Annotated in this window: 30 protein-coding genes; 12 read left to right on the top strand and 18 right to left on the bottom strand. The window is 68.2% G+C overall.

Annotated features, from left to right (window positions below):
- Positions 1-16: 16 nt before the first annotated feature.
- The 10 genes from JWN21_RS13550 to sucC all read right to left on the bottom strand — a co-directional run bounded on the left by JWN21_RS13550 (position 17) and on the right by sucC (position 9,555).
- On the bottom strand, positions 17-727 hold the full coding sequence (locus JWN21_RS13550; RefSeq protein ID WP_299651246.1) for a DUF2807 domain-containing protein: 711 nt from the start codon (positions 725-727) through the stop codon (positions 17-19).
- Positions 727-1,464: a head GIN domain-containing protein gene (locus JWN21_RS13545; RefSeq protein WP_299651243.1), complete on the bottom strand. Its 738-nt coding sequence runs from the start codon at positions 1,462-1,464 to the stop codon at positions 727-729. The genes JWN21_RS13550 and JWN21_RS13545 overlap by 1 nt, the downstream gene beginning before the upstream one ends.
- Before the next feature lie 199 nt (positions 1,465-1,663).
- The gene (locus JWN21_RS13540; protein ID WP_299651240.1) at positions 1,664-2,197 is read right to left on the bottom strand and encodes a CarD family transcriptional regulator; all 534 of its coding nucleotides are present in this window, start codon (positions 2,195-2,197) and stop codon (positions 1,664-1,666) included.
- Positions 2,198-2,504: 307 nt separating this feature from the next.
- The gene (gene fdxA / locus JWN21_RS13535; protein ID WP_299651237.1) at positions 2,505-2,846 is read right to left on the bottom strand and encodes a ferredoxin FdxA; all 342 of its coding nucleotides are present in this window, start codon (positions 2,844-2,846) and stop codon (positions 2,505-2,507) included.
- Between the two features lie 69 nt (positions 2,847-2,915).
- Complete coding sequence (locus tag JWN21_RS13530) at positions 2,916-3,209, bottom strand: S4 domain-containing protein (RefSeq protein ID WP_299651371.1); 294 nt, start codon at positions 3,207-3,209, stop codon at positions 2,916-2,918.
- Between the two features lie 4 nt (positions 3,210-3,213).
- The gene (locus tag JWN21_RS13525) at positions 3,214-5,835 is read right to left on the bottom strand and encodes a helicase-related protein (protein WP_299651234.1); all 2,622 of its coding nucleotides are present in this window, start codon (positions 5,833-5,835) and stop codon (positions 3,214-3,216) included.
- Between the two features lie 58 nt (positions 5,836-5,893).
- Positions 5,894-6,568 carry a phytanoyl-CoA dioxygenase family protein gene (locus JWN21_RS13520; RefSeq protein WP_299651368.1) on the bottom strand — a complete coding sequence of 225 codons (675 nt, stop codon included), beginning with the start codon at positions 6,566-6,568 and terminating at the stop codon, positions 5,894-5,896.
- Entirely contained in the window at positions 6,561-7,502 is a 942-nt protein-coding gene (locus JWN21_RS13515; RefSeq protein ID WP_299651231.1) for an electron transfer flavoprotein subunit alpha/FixB family protein, read from the bottom strand. Before JWN21_RS13515 ends, JWN21_RS13520 begins: the two co-directional genes overlap by 8 nt.
- The gene (locus JWN21_RS13510) at positions 7,499-8,245 is read right to left on the bottom strand and encodes an electron transfer flavoprotein subunit beta/FixA family protein (protein ID WP_299651228.1); all 747 of its coding nucleotides are present in this window, start codon (positions 8,243-8,245) and stop codon (positions 7,499-7,501) included. The genes JWN21_RS13515 and JWN21_RS13510 overlap by 4 nt, the downstream gene beginning before the upstream one ends.
- A gap of 110 nt (positions 8,246-8,355) precedes the next feature.
- A complete protein-coding gene (sucC, locus tag JWN21_RS13505; protein WP_299651225.1) occupies positions 8,356-9,555 on the bottom strand; it encodes an ADP-forming succinate--CoA ligase subunit beta in 1,200 nt (399 codons plus the stop codon).
- 78 nt (positions 9,556-9,633) lie between these two features.
- Between sucC and JWN21_RS13500 the strand changes: the two genes are divergently transcribed.
- Positions 9,634-10,158 (top strand): sterol desaturase family protein, encoded by a 525-nt coding sequence (locus tag JWN21_RS13500; protein WP_299651222.1) that lies wholly within the window; start codon positions 9,634-9,636, stop codon positions 10,156-10,158.
- 25 nt (positions 10,159-10,183) lie between these two features.
- Complete coding sequence (locus tag JWN21_RS13495; protein WP_299651219.1) at positions 10,184-10,519, top strand: PilZ domain-containing protein; 336 nt, start codon at positions 10,184-10,186, stop codon at positions 10,517-10,519.
- 109 nt (positions 10,520-10,628) lie between these two features.
- On the opposite strand, the gene JWN21_RS13490 is transcribed toward JWN21_RS13495, so the two are convergent.
- Positions 10,629-11,561 carry a ribose-phosphate pyrophosphokinase gene (locus JWN21_RS13490; protein WP_299651216.1) on the bottom strand — a complete coding sequence of 311 codons (933 nt, stop codon included), beginning with the start codon at positions 11,559-11,561 and terminating at the stop codon, positions 10,629-10,631.
- Between the two features lie 100 nt (positions 11,562-11,661).
- On the opposite strand from JWN21_RS13490, the gene JWN21_RS13485 reads away from it, so the two are divergent.
- The 4 genes from JWN21_RS13485 (at position 11,662) to JWN21_RS13470 (ending at position 16,130) form a co-directional block, all read left to right on the top strand.
- A complete protein-coding gene (locus JWN21_RS13485; RefSeq protein WP_299651213.1) occupies positions 11,662-12,387 on the top strand; it encodes a cytochrome b/b6 domain-containing protein in 726 nt (241 codons plus the stop codon).
- Positions 12,384-13,130: a molybdopterin-dependent oxidoreductase gene (locus tag JWN21_RS13480; RefSeq protein ID WP_299651210.1), complete on the top strand. Its 747-nt coding sequence runs from the start codon at positions 12,384-12,386 to the stop codon at positions 13,128-13,130. Before JWN21_RS13485 ends, JWN21_RS13480 begins: the two co-directional genes overlap by 4 nt.
- A gap of 16 nt (positions 13,131-13,146) precedes the next feature.
- The gene (locus JWN21_RS13475; protein ID WP_299651207.1) at positions 13,147-14,379 is read left to right on the top strand and encodes a cyclopropane-fatty-acyl-phospholipid synthase family protein; all 1,233 of its coding nucleotides are present in this window, start codon (positions 13,147-13,149) and stop codon (positions 14,377-14,379) included.
- 533 nt (positions 14,380-14,912) lie between these two features.
- On the top strand, positions 14,913-16,130 hold the full coding sequence (locus JWN21_RS13470) for an argininosuccinate synthase (protein WP_299651204.1): 1,218 nt from the start codon (positions 14,913-14,915) through the stop codon (positions 16,128-16,130).
- Here JWN21_RS13470 and JWN21_RS13465 read toward each other — a convergent pair.
- Positions 16,127-16,348, bottom strand: coding sequence for a hypothetical protein (locus JWN21_RS13465; RefSeq protein WP_299651201.1), 222 nt, complete (start codon positions 16,346-16,348; stop codon positions 16,127-16,129). The two genes, JWN21_RS13470 and JWN21_RS13465, sit on opposite strands and share 4 nt — an antisense overlap.
- 278 nt (positions 16,349-16,626) lie before the next feature.
- Here JWN21_RS13465 and JWN21_RS13460 point away from each other — a divergent pair, with 278 nt between their 5' ends.
- Positions 16,627-16,914: a hypothetical protein gene (locus tag JWN21_RS13460; protein ID WP_299651199.1), complete on the top strand. Its 288-nt coding sequence runs from the start codon at positions 16,627-16,629 to the stop codon at positions 16,912-16,914.
- 55 nt (positions 16,915-16,969) lie between these two features.
- Here the strand turns inward: JWN21_RS13460 and JWN21_RS13455 are convergent, their stop codons facing one another.
- Positions 16,970-17,764 (bottom strand): EcsC family protein, encoded by a 795-nt coding sequence (locus JWN21_RS13455; RefSeq protein ID WP_299651196.1) that lies wholly within the window; start codon positions 17,762-17,764, stop codon positions 16,970-16,972.
- Between the two features lie 110 nt (positions 17,765-17,874).
- Here JWN21_RS13455 and JWN21_RS13450 point away from each other — a divergent pair, with 110 nt between their 5' ends.
- Complete coding sequence (locus tag JWN21_RS13450; protein ID WP_299651193.1) at positions 17,875-19,539, top strand: hypothetical protein; 1,665 nt, start codon at positions 17,875-17,877, stop codon at positions 19,537-19,539.
- Positions 19,540-19,563: 24 nt separating this feature from the next.
- Positions 19,564-21,150 carry a hypothetical protein gene (locus JWN21_RS13445; RefSeq protein ID WP_299651190.1) on the top strand — a complete coding sequence of 529 codons (1,587 nt, stop codon included), beginning with the start codon at positions 19,564-19,566 and terminating at the stop codon, positions 21,148-21,150.
- Here the strand turns inward: JWN21_RS13445 and JWN21_RS13440 are convergent.
- The 4 genes from JWN21_RS13440 to JWN21_RS13425 form a co-directional block, all read right to left on the bottom strand.
- On the bottom strand, positions 21,114-22,244 hold the full coding sequence (locus JWN21_RS13440; protein WP_299651186.1) for a GNAT family N-acetyltransferase: 1,131 nt from the start codon (positions 22,242-22,244) through the stop codon (positions 21,114-21,116). The genes JWN21_RS13445 and JWN21_RS13440 overlap by 37 nt on opposite strands.
- 76 nt (positions 22,245-22,320) lie before the next feature.
- On the bottom strand, positions 22,321-22,776 hold the full coding sequence (locus JWN21_RS13435; protein WP_299651183.1) for a RidA family protein: 456 nt from the start codon (positions 22,774-22,776) through the stop codon (positions 22,321-22,323).
- Positions 22,773-23,414: an HAD family hydrolase gene (locus tag JWN21_RS13430; protein ID WP_299651180.1), complete on the bottom strand. Its 642-nt coding sequence runs from the start codon at positions 23,412-23,414 to the stop codon at positions 22,773-22,775. The genes JWN21_RS13435 and JWN21_RS13430 overlap by 4 nt, the downstream gene beginning before the upstream one ends.
- Positions 23,411-23,695, bottom strand: a complete 285-nt coding sequence (locus tag JWN21_RS13425; RefSeq protein WP_299651177.1) for a DUF3572 domain-containing protein — start codon at positions 23,693-23,695, stop codon at positions 23,411-23,413. The genes JWN21_RS13430 and JWN21_RS13425 overlap by 4 nt, the downstream gene beginning before the upstream one ends.
- Before the next feature lie 36 nt (positions 23,696-23,731).
- Here JWN21_RS13425 and JWN21_RS13420 point away from each other — a divergent pair, with 36 nt between their 5' ends.
- Entirely contained in the window at positions 23,732-24,094 is a 363-nt protein-coding gene (locus tag JWN21_RS13420) for a response regulator (RefSeq protein ID WP_299651174.1), read from the top strand.
- Between the two features lie 194 nt (positions 24,095-24,288).
- Here the strand turns inward: JWN21_RS13420 and rpmG are convergent, their stop codons facing one another.
- On the bottom strand, positions 24,289-24,456 hold the full coding sequence (gene rpmG, locus JWN21_RS13415; RefSeq protein WP_055844439.1) for a 50S ribosomal protein L33: 168 nt from the start codon (positions 24,454-24,456) through the stop codon (positions 24,289-24,291).
- A gap of 161 nt (positions 24,457-24,617) precedes the next feature.
- On the opposite strand from rpmG, the gene JWN21_RS13410 reads away from it, so the two are divergent.
- Both JWN21_RS13410 and JWN21_RS13405 read left to right on the top strand, forming a co-directional pair.
- Positions 24,618-24,950, top strand: coding sequence for a hypothetical protein (locus JWN21_RS13410; protein ID WP_299651163.1), 333 nt, complete (start codon positions 24,618-24,620; stop codon positions 24,948-24,950).
- 16 nt (positions 24,951-24,966) lie between these two features.
- On the top strand, positions 24,967-25,363 hold a 397-nt coding region (locus JWN21_RS13405), incomplete at its 3' end, for a TMEM165/GDT1 family protein (RefSeq protein ID WP_299651160.1).

The following is a 25,363-nucleotide window of genomic DNA, read 5'->3' as shown; positions in this document are numbered from 1 at the left end:
GGAGAGGGAGGGGGGGCTACCGTGCCGGTGCCCCGCATTCCACCGGGCCGCCGGCCACGTTCTTCACCGTGCATTTCGGCGCGCCAGCCACGGTGACGCGGCCCAGCCCGGTGTTCGTTACGTCCGCGATGAAGCGAGCCCGCGCGGTCGCCTCGCCCGGACCGTCCATGCGCACAATCAGCTCGCCGGCTTCCAGTCCATCGGCATCGATCCTGCCCGCGCCATTGATAAGCAGCCGCGCGCGCGCGGCGCGGCCGGCCAGCGTGATCTGGCCGTTGCCGATCACGGTCGCGTTTACCTGTTCCACTTCCGCGCTCGCGAACGCGATCGAGCCGGCGCCGGCGACCGACAGGTCGAGCCGCGGCACCCGTCCGCCCGCGATCGTTAGCGCGCCGCCGCCGATCGCGGTCGCCGATGTCAGCGTCGGCGTGCCGAGCATGATCTGGATCGGCGCGCTCGGCCCACTCTCCGCCCCACGCTCCTCGCGCGCGAGCCCGGCGGGCGTGCGGATCACGAGCGTGCGGCCATCGACGCGCACGTCGACCCGCTCCAGCCGACGCGGGTCGCCGCTGATCGTGGCGGTGGGCGAGCGACCCGTTATCACCGCGACCTGGAACGGCCCCTCGACGCGCATCCGTTCGAAGCTGGTGATCTGCACTTTTCGTTGTGCCGCAGGGGCCGCGGCGGCGACCGCGAGCAACGCGAAGGGCAGGAGGCGGCGCGGCATCACTGGCCGCAGCGGACCGTGCCGGAGCCGAGCTTGCTTGTCTGGCATTGCGCCTTGTCGCCCAGATCGACGTTGCCCGAGCCCGCGACGGAGACCTTGGCCTGACCCTCCACCACTGCCTTGACGCTGCCGGAGCCGGCGATCGATACCTCGGCACCGCTTGCCTTGAGTCCGGCCGCGTCGACATCCCCCGAACCGGCGACGGAGACCTTCAGCGCGCGCGCGGTGCCGGCGAGCTTGGCATCGCCAGAGCCGGCCAGCGCGATGTCGGCCTCCTGCACCTGCAGGGCGGCGATCGACAGGCTGCCCGAGCCGGCGACCGCGCCCTTGAACCGCTCCTCCGCGACCCGATCGACCGTCATGTCGCCCGACCCGGCGGCCGACGCCTCGACCAGCCGCGGCAACGTGATCGCGATCTTCGCGTCGTCGCCGCTCCAGTTCCAGCCGGCGGTGTTGGTGCGGGAGATGCGCAGCGTCGTGCCGACCTTGCTGATCTTCAGCCGATCGAGCAGCTGCGGGTCGCCATCGGCACGCACGGAAAAGCCGGGGCCGACCCGCACGTCGACATCGTCCGCCCCGCGCAGATCGACGCCGGTGAAGTCGGCGACGGCGTAGGTCCGCGTATTGCCCGAGCCCTGCGCGGCGACGCCGGGAGTGCCGTCGTCCGTGTCGCCGCTGCTCGCGCCGACGTTGCAGGCGGCGAGGGGCAGCAGCATGGCCAGGGCCAGAACGCGCATCGTGAACTCTCCGGTAGTGTAGTGTGAACGTGACACACTTGGGCACACACGCCAATGAAAAAGGGCAGCCCCGCAGGACCGCCCTTCTTCTTCGTCATGCTGAACCCGTTCAGCATCCATGCGCGGCATCAGCCTCACGCCAGCTGCAACCGGCTCGCATGGACCCTTGAACAGGAGCCACGTTGACCGAGGTTCGGCCTCAGGCCGGCACCTTGTCCTTGTTGTAGATCGCCGCCGCCGCGCGGAGGATGTCGAGGATCTTCACCTGCGCACCCGGTTCGTCGATCTGCTCCATCGCGGCGAGTTCGCGCGCGAGGCGCGAGCATGCGGCTTCGAAGATCTGGCGCTCGGAATAGCTCTGCTCCGGCTGGTCCTCGGCGCGGAACAGATCGCGGGTCACCTCGGCGATCGAGACGAGATCGCCCGAGTTGATCTTCGCCTCATATTCCTGCGCCCGCCTGGACCACATGGTGCGCTTGACCTTCGGCTTGCCCTTGAGCGTGTCCATCGCCTCGCGCATCGTCTTGTCGGACGACAGCTTGCGCATCCCGACCGCTTCGGCCTTGTTGGTCGGCACCCGGAGCGTCATGCGCTCCTTCTCGAAACGCAGCACGTAAAGTTCGAGGCTGAGCCCGGCGATCTCCTGCTTCTGCAGCTCGATCACGCGGCCGACGCCGTGCTTGGGATAAACGACGTAATCGCCGACGTCGAAGAGCAGCGCCTTGGCAGCCATGGATGGCCTTTCCTTGCAGCGCATCCGTCGCGATGACGTCGGGCTAGCCGCCCGAGCCAAGTTCACGAAAAAGATGCAGATGTTCACAAGCGGGCGGAATCGCCCGTCGCGGCACCATTAACATGGTTGTAAGAAAATTGCTAGCTTTCCGTCAGGATAGCTGGCGCACTTTGGCTTCCCAAGCGTCGTCGAACGGGTTCGGCGGTGCCGACACCGGGGCGCCCTGCAAAATAAAACTTTGCGGGGGGCCGTCGCCGGCCGGGCTGGCGCGAGTCAGCCGGGCGTGGCCGGCTGCCGCGCTTGCGCCTTAGTCGCCGGCCCCGGCATCTGGGGTGAAATACTTGTCGTACTTGCCCGCCTCGCCCTTGTGCTCGTCGGCGTCCGCGGGGGTCTGATCGGCCTTGCGCGTGACGTTGGGCCAATTGGCGGAGAAGGTGGCGTTGAGCTCCAGCCACTGCTCCAGGTTCGCCTCGGTGTCGGGCAGGATCGCCTCGGCCGGACATTCGGGCTCGCATACGCCGCAGTCGATGCATTCGGACGGGTTGATGACCAGCATCGTCTCGCCTTCGTAGAAGCAATCCACGGGGCAAACCTCGACGCAGTCCATGTACTTGCAGCGGATGCAGGCGTCGGTAACGACGTAGGTCATTGATCTTCCCCCAATGCCGGGCCGGCCCGGCGTTGAACGCGACGCTGCTATGCCGCGTTCCGATAGGCGTCAATCGGACGCGGACTGTTGCGAGACGTTTGCAGGGGCCGCCGAGCCTAAAAGGTCGGCGTAACACGCCTGCGCCTCGGGCGCCGGGCCACGCCGCGCGGGCAGCGCCTCGACGCGCACCACGCGCACGTGCTGACCGCTGGCATAGGTCAGCACGTTGCCGACCCGCACCGCGGCATGCGCGCGGTCGATCGGGCGTCCGTCGATACGCAGCCGGCCGTCGGCTGCGAGCGCCTGTGCGGCGGAACGGGTCTTTGCCAGCCGCACCCACCACAGGAAACGGTCGAGCCGCATGGTGTCAGCCACCCGCACCCCAGTCGGCTAGCGCGGCGAACGCGCTGTCGGGGCGCGCCGTCGGCGCAACCGGGCGGACAGGCGGGCGGCCGCGCCACGCCCATTGCCCCTCCTCACCCGCGACCTGGCGAAAGCCCAGTTCCGCCATCAGCCGTGCGAGCGTCGCTGGCTCCAGCCCGATCGACGTGGCGAGCGCCGGGTCGGGCGTGAAGGGCTTGCGTCCGGATCGTGCCTCGAACGCCGCGCCCGCGATCCGTTCTACCAGATCGACGCGCACCGCCTGCGCCCCGATCGGGCGAAAGCCGGCGGCCAGCGTCGCGCCGCCCGTAGCGCGTGGCAGCACCGTGGCACCGGTCGGCGGCAGCGGCGGCGCGTCGCCCTTGAGCGACAGCAGCGTGCGACGCCAACGCGCAGCGTCCGGCTTGAGCAGCGCGGGCGCGAACAGGTCGAGCGCGCCGACCGTCACGCCGGCCTGCCGCAGCAGCCTGCGCTCTGGCAGCGGCAGCGCGTCGAGCGATACGGCAAGCGGGCGGCGCGGCGCGATGCCGCCTGCCGCCTCCAGCGCGCCCGCGATAACGCGCAATGCCGGGCTGACGTCACGGTCGCGGGACAGGTCTGCCAGGCGCACAAGGGCGGAGACGCGACGCGCGAGCTGATCCGCCAGCCATCGTTCCACCCGCACCTTGATCGCGGCACGCGCGGGGGGCTCGAGCGCGTCGAGGCTGCGGTCGAGTTTGATCTGGGGGCGGGCGGGGGAAGGCCCGGAGGCGAGGGTGGCGATGGGGTGGGACTGCCAGCGGATCGTGGGTGCGGCCTCGGCCTCATCACTTCCCCGGCCAAAGCCGGGGCCCAGTGTCGGCGCTTTGCGCCGACTGCCGCTTTCCCGGCAATCCTCAGTGGGAGCTGGGCCCCGGCTTTCGCCGGGGAGGGGCTGTGCCGACGGCGTGATCTCGACTTTCAGTTCGAACGCCTCGTCCCCCGCCGCCACCAATGCTCTTGCCCGCGCGGCACGCTCGCCGCCCAGCCGCTGTTCCGCCGCCGCCAGCAGCAAGCGCTTGTCGCCCGCTCGCGCGTCCGCCGCCACGGTGAAGCGGAAGCCGTCGAGGCGGCCGATCGGGTGATCCTCGACCAGCACCTCGCCCTCGGCGCCGATCACCACCGGCATCGCGCTCGCGCCCGCGCCGATCTGGCGCATCAGCGCGGTGGTACGCTTGTCGACGAAGCGCTGGGTCAGGCTTGCGTGCAGCGCGTCGGACAGGCGCTCCTCGATCGCGCGCGTGCGCTCCGCCCAATGCGCGGGGTCGGCGAGCCAGTTCGGGCGGTGGGCGATATAGGCCCAGGTGCGCACGGCGGCGACGCGCCCGGCCAGCACTTCGACATCGCCCGCCACCGTGTCGAGCCGCGCGATCTCGTCGGCGAACCATTGGTGCGGGACATAGCCGTTCCCACTGCTGAGATAGCCGTGCAGCCGCGCCACGAAGCGCGCGTGCGGGTCGAGTCCGACCTTGCGGAAGTCGGGCACACCGCACGCCGCCCACAGCCGCGCGACCGCCGATGGCGAGCGCACCCGGTCGCGCACCTCCGGATCGTCCGCCAGGCGCTTGAGCACCCCGAGATCGAGCGCCTGCGAGGCGGGTCGCAGCACGGGGTCGTCGGGCCGACGCTCCAGGCTGGCGATCAGCGCGTCGATGCTCGACAGGTCGGGCTCGCCGTCGCGCCAGTAGAGATGCTCCAGGCGCGGGAAGCGGTGTTCCTCGATCGCCAGCACCTCCTCCGGCCCGAACGCGCCCGGTCCTTCCTCCGTCACCGACCCGAACGTCCCGTCGCGCTGGTGGCGACCCGCGCGGCCGGCGATCTGCGCCATCTCGGCGACGGTCAGGCGGCGCTGGCGACGACCATCGAACTTGTGCAGCGACGCGAACGCGACATGCGCCACGTCCATGTTCAGCCCCATGCCGATCGCATCGGTCGCGACTAGGTAATCCACCTCGCCCGCCTGGAACATCGCCACCTGCGCGTTACGGGTGCGGGGGCTGAGCGCGCCCATCACCACCGCTGCGCCCCCGCGCAGGCGTCGCAGCATCTCGGCGACGGCGTACACCTCCTCGGCGCTGAACGCGACGATCGCGGTCCGCTTGGGTAGCCGGCTGATCTTCTTGGCACCCGCATAGGTCAGCGTCGAAAAGCGTGGCCGCGCGACAATCTCGGCATCGGGCACCAACGCGCGGATCATCGGGCGCAACGCTTCGGAACCGAGGATCATCGTCTCGTCGCGGCCGCGAAACCGCAGCAGGCGATCGGTAAAGACGTGGCCGCGCTCGGGGTCCGCACCCAGCTGCGCCTCGTCGAGTGCCACGAACGACGCTTCGTGGCTCGGCATCGATTCGGCGGTGCACAGGAACCAGCGCGCGTCGGGCGGGACGATCTTCTCCTCGCCGGTGACGAGTGCCACGCGCTCCCTGCCCTTGATCGCGACCACCCGGTCATAGACCTCGCGCGCGAGCAGCCGCAGCGGGAAGCCGATGATGCCGGATGAATGCCCGCACATCCGCTCGATCGCGAGATGCGTCTTGCCGGTGTTGGTCGGCCCGAGCACGGCGGTGACGGATCCGGGGCGGGCGGACATGGGAGCTATGTCGGGGGTAAGGGGCGCGGGCGCAATGACTTGGTCGTTGTACGACGAATCAGATACCGAGCCATTCGAGCGGCACCGGCAGCTTCTCCGCTGAATAGTCTATCTGCAGCACACGGCGATGGCCGTGTCCGCTCGAAGCAGCCGATGCATGCAGGATCGACGTGGCGTAGACCCACACATCGGCGCGTTCGGCGAGGCAGGTCGCTGTCCCGCAACGCTGCACGGCCGCGTGGATCTCCGGTTCGGACACACGTCCTAGCCGATGCGAACCGGGAGCGATCAGCAGCGGCGCGTTGTCCTTCGGCACCGGATCGAGGTGAATCCGTATCGTCACCATGCGCGCGATGATCTCGAAAGGCGGCTCTACATGCTGAACGCCGGCCTTGCTCGACCAAGGTCCCCAGCCGGGCAATTCGTGCCGCGCGCGCACCGCGACCGTGCGATCCTGATGCCAGCCGAGCGCCCAATTTGTTCCAGGCGTCTTGTCGAATAGGATTACTCGCACAGGGCGGGCCGCAGAGCCCAGATAAGTCGCCGCGATGTTCCCAATTGCACTGCCTGGCGCGAGTAGTGGCTTTAGTTGAGCGACTCCGTGCAGCCGGACGCCTGCGCGTTGCTGTTCGATGGTTGCGAGCGAGACCTCGAGCGGAGATAGAATAGGAAGGGCGGCACGATCATGTCGCGCCGCCCCGTGCTCATTCCAGTTAAGGCCGCTCTCACGCACCAGCGCCAAGCTTCTCCGTCAGTTCCGGCACCACCTTGAACAGGTCACCCACCAGCCCGAGGTCCGCGACCTGGAAGATCGGGGCGTCGGCGTCCTTGTTGATGGCGATGATGGTCTTTGAATCCTTCATGCCCGCCAGATGCTGGATCGCGCCGGAGATGCCGACCGCGACATAAACCTCGGGGGCGACGATCTTGCCGGTCTGGCCGACCTGATAGTCGTTGGGCGCATAGCCCGCGTCGACCGCCGCACGGCTCGCCCCGACGCCGGCGCCAAGCGCGTCCGCGAGCGGGTCGATCAGTTCGTGGAACTTCTCGGCCGAGCCGAGCGCGCGACCGCCGGACACGATTACCTTGGCGCTGGTCAGCTCGGGCCGTGCGTTCTTCGCGATCTCCGAGCCTTCGAAGCTCGACAGCCCCTGGTCGCCGGTGCTCGTCACCGCCTCGATCGTGCCAGAGCCGCCTTCGGCCGCGACCTTCTCGAACGCGGTGCCACGCACGGTGATCACCAGCTTTTTATCAGACGTCTGCACTGTCGCGATCGCGTTGCCGGCATAGATCGGACGGGTGAACGTGTCCGGCCCCTCGACCGACAGAATGTCGCTGATCTGCATCACGTCGAGCAGGGCGGCGACACGCGGCGCGATGTTCTTGCCCGTCGTCGTGGAGGGCGCGACGAACGCGTCGTGATGGCCCATCAGCTCCACGACGAGTGGCGCGACGTTCTCGGCGAGCGCGTGCGCGTAAACCGCATCGTCCGCGACATGGACCTTGCCGACGCCGGCGATCCTCGCGGCCGCCTGCGCGACGCCGTCGACGCCCTGGCCGGCGACCAGCAGATGCACCTCGCCCAGCTTGGCGGCGGCGGCGACCGTCGACAGCGTAGAATCTTTGACGACACTGCCGTCATGCTCGACCCAGACCAGCGTCTTCACTTCTTGATCCCCATCGCGGACAGTTTCATCACCAGTTCGTCGACATCGGCGACCTTGACGCCGGCGGAGCGCTTGCCCGGCTCGACCACCTTCAGCGTCTTGATGCGCGGGGCGACGTCGACGCCGTAATCGGCGGGCGTCTTCTGCGCCATCGGCTTGGACTTCGCCTTCATGATGTTGGGCAGTGACGCATAGCGTGGTTCGTTGAGACGCAGGTCCGTGGTGACGACCGCGGGTAGCTTGAAGGAGTCGGTTTCCGCCCCACCATCGACTTCGCGCGTCACTGTCGCGGTCTCGGCGGTCAGTTCGACCTTGGAGGCGAACGTCCCCTGGCCCCAGCCGAGCAGGCCGGCGAGCATCTGCCCGGTCTGGTTGTTGTCGTCGTCGATCGCCTGCTTGCCGCAGATCACGAGCGAAGGCTGCTCCTCCGCGCAGATCTTGGCGAGGATCTTGGCGACCGCGAGCGGCTCGAGCTTTTCCTCGCTGACGACCAGGATCGCACGGTCCGCGCCCATCGCCAGCGCAGTGCGCAGCGTCTCCTGCGACTTGGCCTCGCCGATCGAGACCGCGACGATCTCGGTGACACCCTTGTCCTTGAGCCGAATCGCTTCCTCGACGGCGATCTCGTCGAAGGGGTTCATGCTCATCTTGACGTTGGCGAGATCGACGCCGGTGCCGTCCGCCTTCACGCGGGGCTTCACGTTGTAGTCAAGTACGCGCTTGACGGGGACAATGACTTTCATTCGTCGATCTCTCTCCTTCGTCATGCCGGCCTCGAGCCGGCATCCCGCTGTCTTCTTCGTTGCGAGAAGAAGCGGGACCCCGGCTCAAGGCCGGCGTGACGGGTTGAACTTCAAGCCGCCTTCTTCACCTCGGCGACGATCTTGCGCGCGGCGTCGCCCAGGTCGTTGGCGGGGACGATGGCGAGGCCGGAGCCGGCCAGGATCGCCTTGCCCTGCTCCACATTGGTGCCTTCCAGCCGCACGACAAGAGGGACCGACAGGTTCACCTCCTTCGCCGCCGCGACGATGCCGTCGGCGATGATGTCGCACTTCATGATGCCGCCAAAGATGTTGACCAGGATGCCCTTCACGTTGGGATCGGCGAGGATGATCTTGAACGCGGCCGTGACCTTCTCCTTGTTGGCGCCGCCGCCGACGTCGAGGAAGTTGGCCGGGAACATGCCGTTCAGCTTGATGATGTCCATCGTCGCCATCGCCAGCCCGGCGCCGTTGACCATGCAGCCGATGTCGCCGTCGAGCTTGATATAAGCGAGGTCGTATTTCGACGCCTCGATCTCCGACTCGTCCTCCTCGGTCTCGTCGCGGAGCGCGGCCAGGTCCTTGTGGCGGAACATCGCGTTGCCGTCGAAGGCGACCTTGGCATCGAGCACCAGGAGACGGCCGTCGTCCGTGACCGCGAGCGGGTTGATCTCGATCTGCTCGGCATCGGTGCCCAGGAAGGCAGCGTACAGCTTCGATGCGACTGAGGCGGCCTGCTTGGCGAGGTCGCCCGTCAGCCCGAGCGCGCTCGCGACGGCGCGCCCGTGGTGCGGCATGAAGCCGGTGGCGGTGTCGATGTCGAGCGTCTGGATCTTCTCGGGCGTGTCGTGCGCGACCGCTTCGATGTCCATGCCGCCTTCGGTCGAGACGACCATCGACACGCGGCCGGTCGCGCGATTGACCAGCAACGCCAGGTAGAATTCCTGCGCGATGTCGACGCCGTCGGTGACGTAGAGGCGGTTGACCTGCTTGCCCTGCGCGCCGGTCTGGATCGTCACCAGCGTGTTGCCGAGCATGTCGGTCGCCGCCGCGCGCACCGCGTCGAGATCGCGCGCGAGCCGGACGCCGCCCTTGGCGTCCGGGCCGAGCTCGGTGAACTTGCCCTTGCCACGGCCGCCGGCGTGGATCTGCGCTTTGACGACATAGAGCGGGCCAGGGAGCTTGCTCGCCGCCGCGACCGCCTCGTCGACGGTCATCGCCGCATGGCCGGCGGGGACGGGGACGCCGAACTTGGCCAGCAATTCCTTCGCCTGATATTCGTGAATGTTCACGCGCGTTGCCTTTTCACCGGGAATTGAGCCGGCCTAAGCATATCGCCCGACCCGAATCCACCCTATATGCCGCCTTCGATGACCTGGTCCGTCGGCATCCTTCTCTTCCTCCTGACCATCGCGGTGATGGAGGGCGTCGCTTATGCGGCGCATCGCTGGATCATGCATGGGTGGGGCTGGTTCCTGCACGAGAGCCATCATCGACCGCGCACCGGCAATTGGGAGCTGAACGACCTGTATGCGGTGATCTTCGCGGTGCCGTCGATCGCGTTGCTGTATGGCGGCGTGCAGGCGGGGTGGTGGCCGGGGTTCACCTGGATCGGCGCCGGGATCGCGGCCTATGGCGCGATCTACTTCGGATTTCATGACGTGGTCGTGCACCGGCGACTGTCGACGCGGTATCTGCCCAAGTCCGCATACATGAAGCGCATTGTCCAGGCACATCGGCTCCACCACGTGGTGGAGACGCGGGAGGGCACGGTGAGCTTCGGCTTCCTCGTCGCGCCCAGGCCAGAGGCGCTCAAGGCGACGCTGAAGGAGCGCGGGCGCAAAGGCGTTCGTGCCGCCGTCGATGGTCAAGCACCGGTCTTAGCGAAGAAGTAACCACTGACGGGTTACGCGGAGCTTCATGGAACAGCCTCGCTTCGTCCCGCCCTTCGAACCGCTGAACAAGAGCGACGAATCGCGCCGCGCGTTGCGCAAGGCGGTCAAGATGCGCGCGCATTTGCGCGATCGCGGCCAGACCAAATTCGAGATCGACGTGCTCGACCTGTCCGCGTCGGGTTTCCGCGCGGAGACCAGCTTCACCTTGTGGCCGGGCACGGTGGTGTGGCTGACGCTGCCGGGGCTCGCCGCGCTGGAGGCGGTGGTCGCGTGGCGCGACAAGCTTAAATATGGCTGCGCGTTCGCCAAGCCGCTGCATCCGGCGGTGTTCGACCACATCGTGGCCCTGTCGCAGCGCTGAGTTCTCCGTCACCTTGAACTTGGTTCAGGGCCCACGCGATGACCCCGACGTCGGGCGTGCGGCTGATGTGTCGCGTGGATGCTGAAACAAGTTCAGCGTGACAGCGGCACTAATCGAACAATGACGACACGCTCGACTCATCCGCAATCCGCCTGATCGCCTCGCCCAACAGCGGTGCCAGCGGCAGATGCCGGATGCGATCGGACGCGACGACCGCTTCGCTGGCGATCGAATCGGTGATGACCAGTTCCGATAGTACCGAGCCCTCGACGCGCGCCACCGCGCCGCCCGACAGCACGCCATGGCTGACATAGGCGACGACGTCCTCAGCGCCCGCCTGTCTCAGCGCCGCGGCCGCGTTGCACAGCGTGCCCGCCGAATCGACGATGTCGTCGACCAGGATGCAGAACCGCCCTTCCACCTCGCCGATGATGTTCATCACCTCCGATTCGCCCGCGCGCTCGCGGCGCTTGTCGACGATCGCGAGCGGGGCGTTGCCGAGTCGCTTGGCGAGTACGCGCGCGCGCACCACGCCGCCGACATCGGGCGATACGATCATCAGATTGCGCCCGGCATAGCGCACGTTGATGTCCGCCGACATGACCGGTGCCGCGTATAGATTGTCGGTGGGGATATCGAAGAACCCCTGGATCTGGCCCGCGTGCAGATCGACGCACAGCACGCGGTCCGCGCCCGCCACGGTGATAAGGTTGGCGACCAGCTTGGCCGAGATCGGCGTGCGGGGCCCTGGTTTCCGGTCCTGTCTGGCATAGCCCATGTACGGCAACACCGCGGTGATCCGCTTCGCCGAGGCGCGTTTCAGCGCGTCGATGATGATCAGCAGCTCCATCAAATTGTCGTTGGCGGGGAACCCCGTCGACTGGATCACGAACACATCCTCGCCGCGGACGTTCTCGTTGACCTCGACGAACACCTCCTCGTCGGCAAAGCGGCGGACGCTGGCGTCGGTCAGCGCGACGCCGAGATAGGAGGCGATCGCTCCGGCAAGCGGGCGATTGGCATTGCCGGTCATCAGTTTCATCAAGAGCCCTCTCGCGTCCGGGGCCGTTCCTTAGCTCGCCGCGAGGGCAAGGCAACCGCTCCGTCCTTACCGGCCCGCCGCCGCGTGCTATATGGGCGCGATGAGCGAGCCTGCGCCTCCTCCGTCTCCGCGTTGGGTTCGCCGCCACAAGCTGTCGACGCGGTTGTGGCACTGGAGCAACGCGGTCGTCGTGATCGTGATGATCGGAAGCGGGCTGAGCATCTCCAACGCGCATCCGCATCTTTACTGGGGGGTGTATGGCGCGAACATCGACCCGGCCTGGTTCCACCCGCCGCGCTTTCCCGCCTGGATGACGATCCCGTCGGGCTACAATCTCGCGCTGGCGCGGCGCTGGCATCTGCTGTTCGCGCTGCTCATGGCGTTCAACCTGCTGTGGTTCATGGTCGCGAGCCTCATCAACCGCCATTTTACCCGCGACCTGCGCATCCGTGCCGCCGAGCTGGCGCCCAGGCACCTGCTTGCCGACGTGCGCGAGCATCTGGCGTTCCGGTTCCACGACCCCGAGCATCCGGAGCGGTTCAACATCCTGCAGAAGATCGCCTATGCGTCGGCGTTGTTCGTGCTGCTGCCGCTGCTGATCGCGACCGGGCTGGCGCTGTCGCCGGGCTGGAACGCGGGCGCGCCGTGGCTGCTGGACGTGTTCGGCGGGCGGCAGTCGGCGCGGTCGATCCACTTCATCGCCTGCTGGGGGTTGGTGGCGTTCATCATCGTCCATCTGGTGCTGGTCATCCTGGCGGGTCCGGTGCGCGAGATCAGGTCGATGATCACCGGCTGGTTCAAGGTCGATCCGGAGCAAACACGATGATCCTCACCCGCCGAGCACTGGTCGCCGGGGGCGCGGCGACGCTGCTCACCGGCTGCGAGCGGGTGCAGAATTGGGGTCCGACGCGCGAGCTGTTGCGCTCCGGCGAGAAGCTGAACGGCGGGCTGCAACGGCTGTTGATCGATCGCAACGCGCTCGCCCCGGAGTTCCGCCCCGACCAGATGTCGCCGGTGTTCCGCGTCAACGGCACGGCCAACCCCAACACGCCCGAATACAATGCGCTCGCCTCAGGGCAGTTCGCCGACTGGCGGTTGCAGATCGGCGGGCTGGTCGCGCGGCCGCTGCGATTGAGCCTCGCGCAGCTCAGGTCGATGCCGTACCGGACGCAGATCACGCGACATGATTGCGTGGAGGGCTGGAGCGCGATCGGGCAATGGCAGGGCCCGTTGCTGGGGCAGATGCTCCGCCTTGCCGGCCTGCGCGACGCGGCCCGCTTTATCGTCTTCCACTGCGCGGACCGGATCCAGGGCCATCGCTATTACGAATCGATTGATCTGGTCGATGCCTTCCACCCGCAGACGATCATGGCGGTGGCGATGAACGGGCGACCGCTCGACATCGGGCACGGCGCCCCGGTGCGGCTGCGCGTCGAGCGGCAGCTGGGGTACAAGCATGCCAAATACGTGATGGGGATCGAGGCGGTCGCCTCGCTGGACGCGACCGGTCTGGGGAAGGGCGGCTTTTGGGAAGATCACCACGATTATGATTGGTTCGCCGGTATCTGAGCGGTAATCCCGACTCATGGCGTTGATCGACCTGTTCCTCGGCCGTTTCGTGAAGCGTGGCGAGCTGACCATCACCCATCATGACGGCCGCCGTGTGCGGTTCGGCACGCCGGACCCGGACATCAGGTCGGTGGCGTTACGCTTCACCGATGCCGGCGTCGGTTCCGCCATCGTCCGCAACGCTTCGCTGGGCGCAGGCGAGACGTTCATGGACGGGCGCTTGCTGATCGAGCAGGGCGACGTGCTCGACCTGGTCACGCTGACGACCGCCAACGACAAGTGGGAGGCGGGGCAGGGCCGGTTGGAGCCGTCGCCGGGGGCGCGTGCGTTCAACGCGGTCAAATACCGGCTCGACCGCTTCAACATGGAGCGCAAGGCCAAGCGCAACGTCGCGCATCATTATGATCTAAGCGATCGGCTCTACGCGCTCTTCCTCGACCGCGACCGGCAGTACAGCTGCGCGTATTTCACCGACCCGGCCAACAGCCTGGAACAGGCGCAGGCGGACAAGCTGGCGCACATCGCCGCCAAGCTGGCGATCGAGCCTGGCATGCGCGTGCTCGACATCGGCTGCGGCTGGGGTGGAATGGCGCTGTACCTCAACAAGGTACTCGGCGCCGAGGTGCTGGGCGTGACGCTGTCGGAGGAGCAGCTCAAGGTTGCGCGCGCCCGCGCCGCCGAGGCGGGGGTGGCCGACAAGGTCCGCTTCGAGTTGATCGACTATCGCCGCGTGACGGGACAGTTCGACCGCATCGTCTCGGTCGGCATGTTCGAGCATGTCGGCCCCGCGCATTACCGCGCCTTCATGCGCCAGTGCCGCGACCTGATGACGCCCGACGGTGTCATGCTGCTGCACACGATCGGCCGGCTCGGCCAACCCGGCGTCACCGATGCGTGGACGGCGAAATACATCTTTCCCGGCGGCTACAACCCCGCTCTGTCGGAGATCGTGCGCGCGTATGAGGGGCTGCGCATGTTCCCGACCGACGTCGAGGTGCTGCGGCTGCATTATGCGTGGACGATCCGGCATTGGTACGCCCGCGCCGTCGCGCATGAGGCGGAGATCGTTGCGCTGTATGACGAGCGGTTCTTCAGGATGTGGACCTTCTATCTGGCCGGTGCGATCTGCGCGTTCGAGCATGGCGGGATGTGCAACTATCAGCTGCAATTCTCGCGCAGCCGCGCCGCGCTGCCGGTGACGCGCGATTACATGCTCACTGGCGAGCGGGCGCTTCAGGCGCGCGGGTAGGTCTCGTCCATCTACGTGATCGAGGCGTGCCGGTCGCCAACCCATAGCCGGCCTCGAACAGCGCCGCTGGGTCTCGCCGATAGAATCTGGTGAGCTTCCGAATGCCCGGCCCCGTGCTGACCGAGCGATTGGCGGCGCGTTTCGCCAGCGCAGCCGATGGGTGCGGGCAGGGTTTGCCGGCGATGGCGGCATCTTCGTGCGCGCTCGCCACGCCAGGTCGGCGGCGGACAGCTTGATGCCCGCATCCACGTCGGCGTTGATCTGATCATGGCAGTTCTGCCGCTGCTGATACCGCTTGCTCGCATCGGGCATCGTCCCGCTCGACTGCACGGCCATCACCGCCGTCGCGCCCAGCGCAGCCGAACCTATGAAAAGCATAAACCAGCGCATTTCGGCGCTCCCCCCGGGACGTCGGGTCCCCCGGCCGGGTCGTCGCAGTCGAAGACTAGCGCGATCGCAACCGGGCTGACAAATTCTGTCAGAACGCGGCCCGTCGTTGCTCTTCGCGCGCGCAAGCCCTAACGCCGCGCGCCATGAGCGATACTCCCCAAAAAGTCGTCCTTGCCTATTCGGGCGGGCTCGACACCAGCGTCATTCTGAAGTGGCTGCAGGCGGAAAAGGGGTGCGAGGTCGTCACCTTCACCGCCGATCTGGGGCAGGGCGAGGAGCTGGAACCCGCGCGCGCCAAGGCGGTGATGATGGGGGTGAAGCCCGAGCACATCTTCGTCGACGACCTGAAGGAAGAGTTCGTCCGCGACTACGTCTTCCCGATGATGCGCGCCAACGCGCTGTACGAGGGGCTGTACCTGCTCGGCACGTCGATCGCGCGGCCGCTGATCGCCAAGCGGCAGATCGAGATCGCCAGGCAAGTGGGCGCGGACGCGGTCAGCCATGGCGCGACCGGCAAGGGCAACGATCAGGTCCGCTTCGAGCTCGGTTATTACGCACTGGCGCCCGACATCAAGGTCATCGCGCCGTGGCGTGAGTGGAACCTCACCAGCCGTACCGCGCTGCTGGAGTTCGCCGAGAAGAATCAGATCCCGGTGCCCCACGACAAGCGCGGCGAGGCCCCGTTCTCGACCGACGCGAACCTGCTGCACACGTCGTCCGAGGGTCTGGTGCTGGAAGATCCGTGGGCGGAGGTGCCTGACTATGTGTTCAGCCGCACCAACAGCCCGGAGGCCGCGCCCGACACGCCCGAGGTCATCACGGTCGATTTCGAGCGTGGCGACGCGGTGGCGGTGAACGGCGAGGGCATGAGCCCCGCGACGCTGCTGGCCAAGCTCAACGACTATGGCCGCACCCACGGCATCGGCCGGCTCGATCTGGTCGAGAACCGCTTCGTGGGCATGAAGTCGCGCGGCATGTACGAGACGCCCGGCGGGACGATCCTGCATACCGCGCACCGTGCGATCGAGCAGCTGACGCTGGACCGGGGTGCCGCGCATCTAAAGGACGAGTTCGGCCCGCGTTACGCGGAGCTGGTCTATAACGGCTTCTGGTTCTCGCCCGAGCGCGAGATGCTGCAGGCGGCGATCGATCACAGCCAGGCGAAGGTCGACGGCACCGTGCGGCTGAAGCTGTACAAGGGCGGCGCCCACGTCATCGGCCGCAAGTCGCCGCATTCGCTCTATTCGGAAAAGGTGGTGACGTTCGAGGACGATCAGGGCGCTTACGACCAGCGCGATGCGGAGGGGTTCATCAAGCTGAACGCGTTGCGGTTGCGGCTGCTGGGGCGTCGGGACCGCTAGCCGTTCGGCGATCGAACCCTGGCGAACAGGTCGCCGAGTGCGGCGCGGACCCCCTGGACGCCCCGCATGGTGGCATCGCGGAGCGCCGTGCCTCGGCGCTCCACCGAACGGACAAGCCCGAGCTCCTGCGCGAACACTCGCAGGACGACGTTCATCGCCATCGTCTCGCGTTGGTCGAGACGTCCGTCGACCAGCACCAGGGTGTGCAGGAAGCCCACAAAAATCCTGTAACATGGCGTCCGCGTTGCAGTCGCCGTTGGCGACTTGATATTCGGCGAGGTCGCGCGCCGTGTCAGGTACCTCCAGGTCAGCCGAGGCGGCGATCACCCGGTCCAGCCTCGCGGTGACGAACGCTAGGTCATAGCCCCAATCGCGGACGAAATGGCGCTCGATCTCTTCGCGCTCCACGACCGCGACCGTGCCGTCGATCGCCGCGATCTGGACGGCGAGCCCGCCCATCAAGTCGAATAGCCGGACCGCGAGCAGGTCCAGCCCGGTGTCCAGCGTCAGCGGCACTGTTGCAGTCAGGCGGTTGTCACCGACGAACCGGCTTACGCCCAGCGCGGCCGCGCCCGTGGCGATCGCCGAGGCGACCACCCAGCCAACCGGTGTCGCCGCCGCCGAACCCAAGCCGAGCCAGCCGATGATCCCGCCGGTCGCGGTATGCCCGAAGACGGTGGCGGCAACCGTCGAGGAGCCGGCGACGGCGGCGCCGGTCTTGGCCGCCTTGAGCCCCGTCAGGCTCGGCTCGATGAAGCGCGACAAGCCGGTCGCCACGCCATAGCGCAGCCGCAGCAGAAACAACGCGGGCTCGGCGACAACGGCGGACGGTTTGAGGCTCATCCGCCGAGCCTCGCCGCGATCCGGTCATAGCACGCGCCGATCCGCTCCGGGTCGTGCGCGCGTTCCAGTTTGCGCAGGCGGAAATGGACGTCGGCCATGTTCTGGTAGAAGCCGGTGAACGCCGGGTTGAGCGTCGCGCCGACCGCTGCGCCGATCAGCGGCGTCGCCTGCGCCAGTGCTTTCTGCCCGACCATCACCCCATAGCGCGCGAGGACCGCCGCGATCATCGGCGCGACCGTCTTGCCGCTGAGCGCCAGGCGGACGGCGACGAGGCCGGTGTCGGCCTGATCGTCCGCGCGGCCGGGGCCGCCCAGGCCGAACACCGCGATGCAGGCGGCGCGCACGTCCGGGTCGGCGAGGTCCTCGCCATGGCCGCGAGCGACCTCCTGGATCGAGCGCAGGATCAGCGTGGTGGTGACGGGCAGTTCCGCAATCGTGGTCGCGATCCCGCCGAGACCGCCGATCGCGCCCGTCACAGCCGTCGCAGCGCGATGCCATCCGGGACCGCTCGCCCAGCCCGCCTCGCCCGCAACCGGTCCATCCTGCGTCCGGAACGCGACGCGATAGCTCTCGCGCAGGGCGGCTTCGGTCAGGTCGCCCAGCCGATCTCGCACCGCGATGGGCAGGCGATCCAGTACGGCGCCGGCAGCGCCGCCCACCTTTGTTGCCAAGGTCAGGACAAGGCCGTTCGCTTCCGTCGCCACGCGCGCGATGGCCCGCAGTTCGACGAGCACATCCTCGCCGAGGCCCGCACAGGCATTGCCAAGGCCGTCGTCGGTCATGTCGTTCATCCGGGCGCAGCATAGACAGGTGGCGATAGCGGGCAATCACGCAGGCGGCCGACGTGGTGCGCGAGGTGGATGTGTAACCCGGCCTTAAAGGCCATCGCGCTAGCGACACGGTGGTGTTCGCTACTCACCTCCGCCGTGATGCCCTGCTGGCGATCGGGCTCGCGCTCGTTTTGGGCGCGGCGTGGACGTGGTCCGACTGGGCGGCGCTGTCGCGGCTGCACCTGCCGGATACCGACGATGTCGTCCGGCTGCAGCAGATCCGCGACTGGCTGGCGGGGCAGGCGTTCGCCGATGTCACGCAATATCGGCTCGCGGGCGGGTCACCGATGCACTGGTCGCGGCTGCCGGATCTCGTCCCGGCCGCGCTGATCCTCATGCTGACGCCGCTGACCGGGACGTACGCGGCCGAAGTGGCGGCCGTTGTCGCCTGGCCGCTCCTGCTCTTCGCGACCGCGCTGCTGCTCGTCGCGCGCATCGCGCGGGCGTTGGGGACGCACGCGCCGACCGCGCTCGCGGTGGCAGCGATCGCGTATCCGGCGACCACGGTCTTCCTGCCGGGTCGGATCGATCATCACGGCCTGCAGATGGTGCTGCTGCTCGGCGGCGTCCTTGCGCTGCTCCTGCCGGCGAGTGCCGGCACCGGGTTCGCGATCGGCGTGGTGGCGGCCGCGAGCCTGGTCGTCGGGCTGGAGACCGCGCCGATGCTAGCCGCGATCGGCGTGGTCGCGACCGCTGGATGGATCGCCGCACGGCCCGGTGCGACGGCGCGATTGCAGGGTCTGGGCGTCGGCGCTCTGGTCGCGCTGGCTGCGGGCAAAGGCGTGTTCGCGACCTCGGCCTGGGACTATCCGGCGTGCGACGGCTTTACGCGGGCAGCATGGCAGGCGGCGGTGGCCGTCGCGCCCATTCCGCTTGTGCTGGCGCTGCTCGACGGCCGGCTCACCGGCTGGCGAGCAAGAACAACGGTGGCGCTCGGCGTCGCAGCGGTGGCGGCTGGCGTGGCGCTGTGGCTCTCGCCCGCCTGCCTGCGGCCCTATGGTGGGGTCGACGCGACGATGGCGCGGCTGTGGCTCGCCCAGGTCGGCGAGGCGCAGTCGATGTTCGCCGCACCGCCCGCGACCGCGATCGGCTATGCCGGCGTGATGCTGGCCGGCATGGCCTGTGCCGGCTGGCGCGTGTGCGCCACGCGAACCTGGCCGTGGGCGGCGTTGCTGGTGCTGCAGATCGCCACGCTGGCAGTGACGTTGACGACGTTGCGTGGCGCCTATGCCGGCGCGCTGCTTGCCGCCCCGGCGTTGGCCGCGGCGATCACGGCGGCGCGGGCCGGAGGAACGCTGCGGCTGGTGGGGGCATGGGCCGCGTCGGCGGGGATGCTCTATCCGCTCGCCGCCGACGCGCTGACGCACGCTCCTGATCCGCCGAGCCATGGCCCGGGTGATTGCACCTCTCCTGCGATGCTGGCGGCGCTCGACGCGCTGCCCGCCGGCATCGTCATGGCACCGATCGACGCTGGCGCGTACATCCTTGCCGGAACCCGACAGGCAGTGATCGCGGCGCCCTATCACCGCAACGGGGCGGGCAACCGCGCGGCCTACGCCTTCTATCTCGGCGAACCGGGCATGGCAGAGGCCATCGCCCGCCAGTGGAAAGTCACCCATGCGCTCGCCTGCGCCGCGATGCCCGGTCCGGCACGGGCGACACCGCTGCCCGGGTGGGTGGCGGTGCGGACGCTGCCCGACGGCGGCATTATCTACGCACGCCGCTTGTCGCGATAGGCGGCGCAGCGATAAGGGCCTCCCATGCAGGGAGACCGTCTTCACTGGTGGCAGACCCGATCGTTCGTGGCGCTGCTGGCGCTCGCGTCGACGATCCCGCTGCTATGGCCGGAGATTCCGCCGCTGGTCGATCTGCCGGGCCATCTTGGTCGCTATCGCGTGCAGCTGGCGATCGATTCGGTCCCGCACCTGCGCGCCTGGTATGACTTTCGCTGGTCGCTGATCGGCAATCTGGGCATCGACCTGCTGGTCATCCCGCTGGAGCGCCTGTTCGGACTCGAACTCGCGGTCAAGCTGATCGTCATCACCGTCCCGGCACTGACGGTCGCGGGGCTGTTGTGGATTGCGCGCGAGGTGCATGGGCGCGTGCCCGCGACCGCGCTGTTCGCGCTGCCGCTGGCGTACAGCTATCCGTTCCAGTTCGGATTCGCCAACTACGCGCTGTCGATGGCGATCGCGCTGAACCTCTTCGCGCTGTGGCTGCGGCTCGCGCGGCAGGGGCGGTTCGCGTTACGCGCCTGGTTATTCCTACCGCTCTCGTGCCTGTTGTGGCTGTGCCATACGTTTGGCTGGGGCGCGCTGGGCGTGCTCGCCTTTTCCGCCGAGATGATCCGCCAGCATGACCGGTTGAAAGAGGGGCACCACGGCCACTGGCTGGCGAGCTGGGTGCGCGCAGGCGCCGGCTGTCTGCCGCTGGCGGTGCCGATCGCGTTCATGGTGTTCTGGCGCTCGGGCGATCACGTCACCGGGCAGACTGCCGACTGGTTCAACTGGCAGGCCAAGATCAACTGGATCGCGATGATGCTGCGCGACCGTTGGCAGGTCTTCGATCTTGCATCGGTGCTGCTGCTGTTCGTGGTGCTGGTGGTCGGCCTCCGGCATCGCGGGCTGGAATATTCGCGCCATCTCGGCGTGTCGGCGGCGTTCCTGGCGGCGGTATTCCTCGTGCTGCCGCGCATTGTGTTCGGGTCCGCCTATGCCGACATGCGGCTGGCGCCGTTCGTGCTGGCGATCGCGGTGATCGCGATCCGGCCAAGGCCGGGGCTGTCGTGGCGCGGGGCGACGATCTTTGCGGGGCTTGGGCTGCTCTTCTTCGGCGCGCGGCTGGCCGGCACGACGGCGAGCTACTGGCTGTACGATCAGCGCTATGACCGGGCGCTCGCGGCGTTGGATCGCGTTCCCGTCGGCGCGCGGGTGCTGACGATGGTTGGGCGGCGGTGTCAGGACGACTGGGCCTATTCGCGCCTGGAGCACCTTCCGGCCATGCTGCTGGTGCGCCGCCTCGCCTTTGCCAACGATCAATGGTCGATGCCCGGCGCGCAGCAGCTGACCGTCAAGCCGGGGCCGGCGCGCGGCTGGTCGCACGATCCTTCGCAGATCGTGACCGATCGCCAGTGTCGGGGCGAATGGTGGCGACCGATCCGCCGCTCGCTGGCCAGGTTTCCACGGGGCGCGTTCGACTATGTCTGGCTGATCCAGCCGCCGCCCTATGAGCAGGCGCTGGTGCGCGGGCTGACGCCGGTGTGGAGCAACGGCGACGACGTGCTGTATCGGGTCGACCCTCGCCAGCCTGTTCAGCCGCGCCGGAACGGGGTCAGCTCGCCCAGATAATCGATCTCCTGCGCCACCGCCGCGCGTTCGCGTGTCAGGAACTCGGCGACGGCGCGGCGAAAGCCCGGGTCGGGCAGATAGTGGGCGGACCAGGTGGGCACGGGGACGTAGCCGCGCGCCAGCTTGTGCTCGCCCTGCGCGCCCGCTTCCACCGTGGCGAGCCCGCGCGCGATCGCGGCATCGATCGCCTGGTAATAGCATAGCTCGAAATGGAGGAACGGCACCTCTTCGGTACACCCCCAATACCGGCCGTACAGCGTGTCGTTGCCGATCAGGTTGAGCGCGGCGGCGATGGGTATGCCGTCGCGCTCGGCTAGGATCAGCAGCACGCGGTCGCCCAGCGCCTCGCCCAGCAATGGGAAGAACGTGCGCGTCAGATAGGGTGTGCCCCACTTCCGGCTGCCCGTATCCTGATAGAAGCACCAGAACGCCGCCCATTCGCGCGGCCCGATCTCGCTGCCCGTCAGGTGGCGGATCGTCAGCCCCGCGACGGCGGCGGCGCGCTCCTTCCTGATCGCCTTGCGCTTGCGGCTGGCGAGCTGGACGAGGAAATCCTCGAAGCTGGTGTAACCGTCATTGCGCCAATGAAACTGCGTTCCCTGCCGGATCAGCCATCCCGCCGCCTCGAACAGCGCCACCTGATCGGGGGCGACGAACGTCGCGTGCGCGGACGACAGGCCATGCTGGTCGGTGACCGCCTCCAGCGCGGCGATTAGCGCAGGCCCGGCGGCCGGGTCACGCAGCAGCAGGCGCGGGCCGGGCACGGGCGAAAAGGGGGCGGCGATCTGCAGCTTCGGGTAGTAATTACCTCCGGCGCGCGTCCATGCATCGGCCCAGCCGTGATCGAAGACATATTCGCCCTGGCTGTGCTGTTTGAGATAGGCGGGAGCGACAGCGGCGGGCTTGCCGTCCGCGCCGTCGACGATCACCGGCACCGGTTGCCAGCCCGACCGCCCGCCGACGCTGCCCGAGGCCTCCAGCGCGGCGAGGAAGGCGTGGCCGATGAAGGGATTGCCCGTACCGGCGCAAGCGTCCCAGTCGGCGGCGGGGACGGTGGACACGCCGGGGGCGAGGCGGGCGGTGACGGCGGTCATTGTTGGGGCATGTAGGGTTTGAAGACCGGTCGCCTACCCTTCTCCTCCCCAGCCATTACGGCGAAGGAGAATTGCCTCAGCTCCGCACCTGGAACACGGCGTCGACCTCCACCGCCGCACCGCGCGGCAGCGTCGGCACGCCGACGGCGGCGCGAGCGTGGCGGCCCTTCTCGCCGAACACATCCTGCATCAGCTCGGACGCGCCGTTGGCGACTTCGGGCTGCTGCGTGAAGCTGCCGGCCGAATTGACGAACACGCCCAGTTTGACGACCCGCTCGACCCGGTCGAGCCCCACGGCTGCGTCGACCTGCGCCAGGAGCATCAGGCCGCATAGCCGCGCGGCCGCCTGGCCACCGGCGATGTCGACCTCTTCGCCCAGCCGCCCGGTTACGACCTGCCCGTCGCGGAAGGGCAGCTGGCCCGAGACGTGGAGCAGCCCGTTGGCGAGCACGGTCGGCACATAGGCCGCGACCGGCGCGGCCGCTTGCGGCAGCTCGATCCCGAGTTCGGTCAGGCGGTCGGCGATGGTCATGCGTGCTCCTTCAGCGTTGGCGCGGGCTGGCCGGCGGCGAAGCGGGCGGCGATCCATGCCTGTGCCTCGCGCCAGTCGTCGATTCGGACATGCGCCTGCGGCGCGGCGGGCATCGCGCCCGCCAACTCGGGTTCGGACACCATATGCAGCCGATGTACCTGCGGCGCATGGCGCGCGACGGAGGCGTGGTGGACGGGCAGGTCATCGACGAACACCGTCACGGGATCACCGAATTCCGCCACCAGCCGCGCGACCGGCTCGCCCTTTCCGCCCTGATTGCATACCACGCGATGATTGATCCCGAACGCGGCGAGTTGCTCAAGCCGTGGTTGCTGGCATTCGTCGTGCAGGTTGGTGAGCACCACGATGTCGGCGATCTCGGCAAGCTCGCCGAGCGCCTCGGCCGCGTGCGGCACCAGCGTCTGGCGGTGCATCTCGCGGGGGAAGAAGTCCCGGAGCAGGCTCCACATCTCTTCGCCTTCCAGTGGCCCCTCGCGGTCGCGGCGGCGCATGGATTGCTGGAAGTCGCCTGCGCCGATCGCAAAGTCGATATCGTGATGCTCGTCCAGCCAGGTGCGGAAATGCTTCACCATGTGGAGCAGCACTTCGTCGCAATCGGTAATCAGCAGCGGCCTCATGCGTCCAGTTCCTGTGCGGCGGCGGCGAGCGCATCGGGTCGAATGCCGATGTCGGCGGCGCAGGCGACCAGATCGGCCTCGTTGGCGAGCAGGAAGTTGAGCGACGCGGCGAGCACCGCCGGGTCGCCGATCCGCGCGCGCAGGTCGGCGGGCTCGATACCCGTCACCGCGAGCAGCCGCTGGGCGCGGTCCTGCTCCGCCAGTGTCCAGATCAGGGCACGTAGCGCCAGGGTCTTGGCGTCGTCGTCGCTGCCGTCTTCGTTTGTGTCGGACTGTCGCATCGCTTAGCGTCGTGCCTTGGAGAACATGGGGGCCGAGTGGCAAAGAAGGTGCTCGTTGTCGAGGACAACGAACTCAATTTGAAACTGTTCAGCGATCTGCTGCGCGCGCACGAGCTGGAGGTGGAGCCGGTGCGTGACGGGCGCGAGGCGGTGGCGCGCACGCGCGAATTCCGTCCCGACCTGATCGTGATGGACATCCAGATGCCTTGGGTCACGGGGTTCGAGCTGATCGTCGAGCTGAAGGCGGATGCGGAGTTGGCCGCGATCCCGATCATGGCGGTGACCGCCTATGCCGGCCGCGACGACGAGGAGCGGATCCGCGCGGCGGGTGCGGCGAGCTATGTGTCGAAGCCGATCAGCCTGGCGCGGTTCATGGAGGCGGTGAACGGGTTGCTGTAGGCTTTCGGCGCCAGCAGTCCCGTCATGCTGAACTGGGTTCAGCATCCATGCGCGACGCGTGCGACACAGTCGAAGTTGGGGAGGAACGGGAGGGCCACGCCGCGGCAAAGCCGCGTCGTCGGTCGTCAGCTTCGCGGACGCCAGCCGTAGCTGGCGTCGAGTCGCGGATTAGCTGCGCTAATCCGCTGTGCCAGCTATTTAATCTTCGCTTCCTTGAAGTCGACGTGCTTGCGCACGACGGGATCGTACTTCTTGAAGCTGAGCTTCTCCGTCTTGGTCCGCGGGTTCTTCTTGGTGACATAGAAGAAGCCGGTGTCGGCGGAGCTGACGAGCTTGATCTTGACGGTAGTCGGCTTGGCCATGAGCCCATATCCTGAAAATGCAAGCGAGCGGCCGGCAAGACGCCGCCGCTCGGAACAGCCGGGGCGCATGGCGGAACGGCTCGGCTAAGTCAATAAGGCCAGCCTTAACCGGCCGGTAATCGCTTTGGGCGCAGCCTTCGTCGATAGCGGTGGAGGGCGGCATGGGACGGGCAGCGAACCTGGACGCGGTGCGGATGGAGCTGACGGCGCGGATCGCCGCGATCGACGTGCGCGCGCCCTATCTGCGCAACGGCGAGATGGCGGTGGCGGTCGACGAGATCCGCCACATCGCGCACCACGCCGGGCTCAACCCGACCGTGACGGTGGCGCATTTCATCGAGGCGGCGCTGGCGCGCGGTGAGGGCCGCAACGGGCGCGGCCCGCTGGTCCATGGCTGGCTCGCCATGCTGCGCGACGCGGTGAGCGCCGAGCGGCAGGACGTCGCGGCGTGCGACACCTTCGCGGCGGCGTGCTCGGTGCGACTCGCAGCCTAGCGGGATGGACGCCCTCATGGCCGCGCTGGTCGCGGCCGCGCTGGCACAGGTCGGCGACAAACCCGCGCATCTCGCCGCGATCCTCGCCGATCGGTACAAGGCGCCCGGCGTGGTCATCACGGCGGCGCTGCTGGCGCTGGCGGGTGCGAGCGGCATCGCGGCGGCGGGTGGCGCACTCATCGCACCGCAGCTGACACCCGAAGCGCGCCAGCTGCTGCTGGCGCTGGCGTTGCTGCTCCAGGGCGCGGGCGCGCTCTGGCCGACCAAGCCGCCCGAGCGGCTGACGGGGTGGCGGCTCGGCGCGTTCGTCACGTCGCTGCTGGGCCTGTTCATCCTGCTGTTCGGCGACGGCGTCATGTTCGTCGTCGTGGCGCTGGCCGCGCGCAGCGACGCGGCGGCCTTCGCGGCGGTCG

Source organism: Sphingomonas bacterium (assembly GCF_028292945.1).
In the GTDB taxonomy this organism is placed as follows: domain Bacteria; phylum Pseudomonadota; class Alphaproteobacteria; order Sphingomonadales; family Sphingomonadaceae; genus Sphingomonas.
This window is presented reverse-complemented; position numbering and strand designations above follow the sequence as displayed.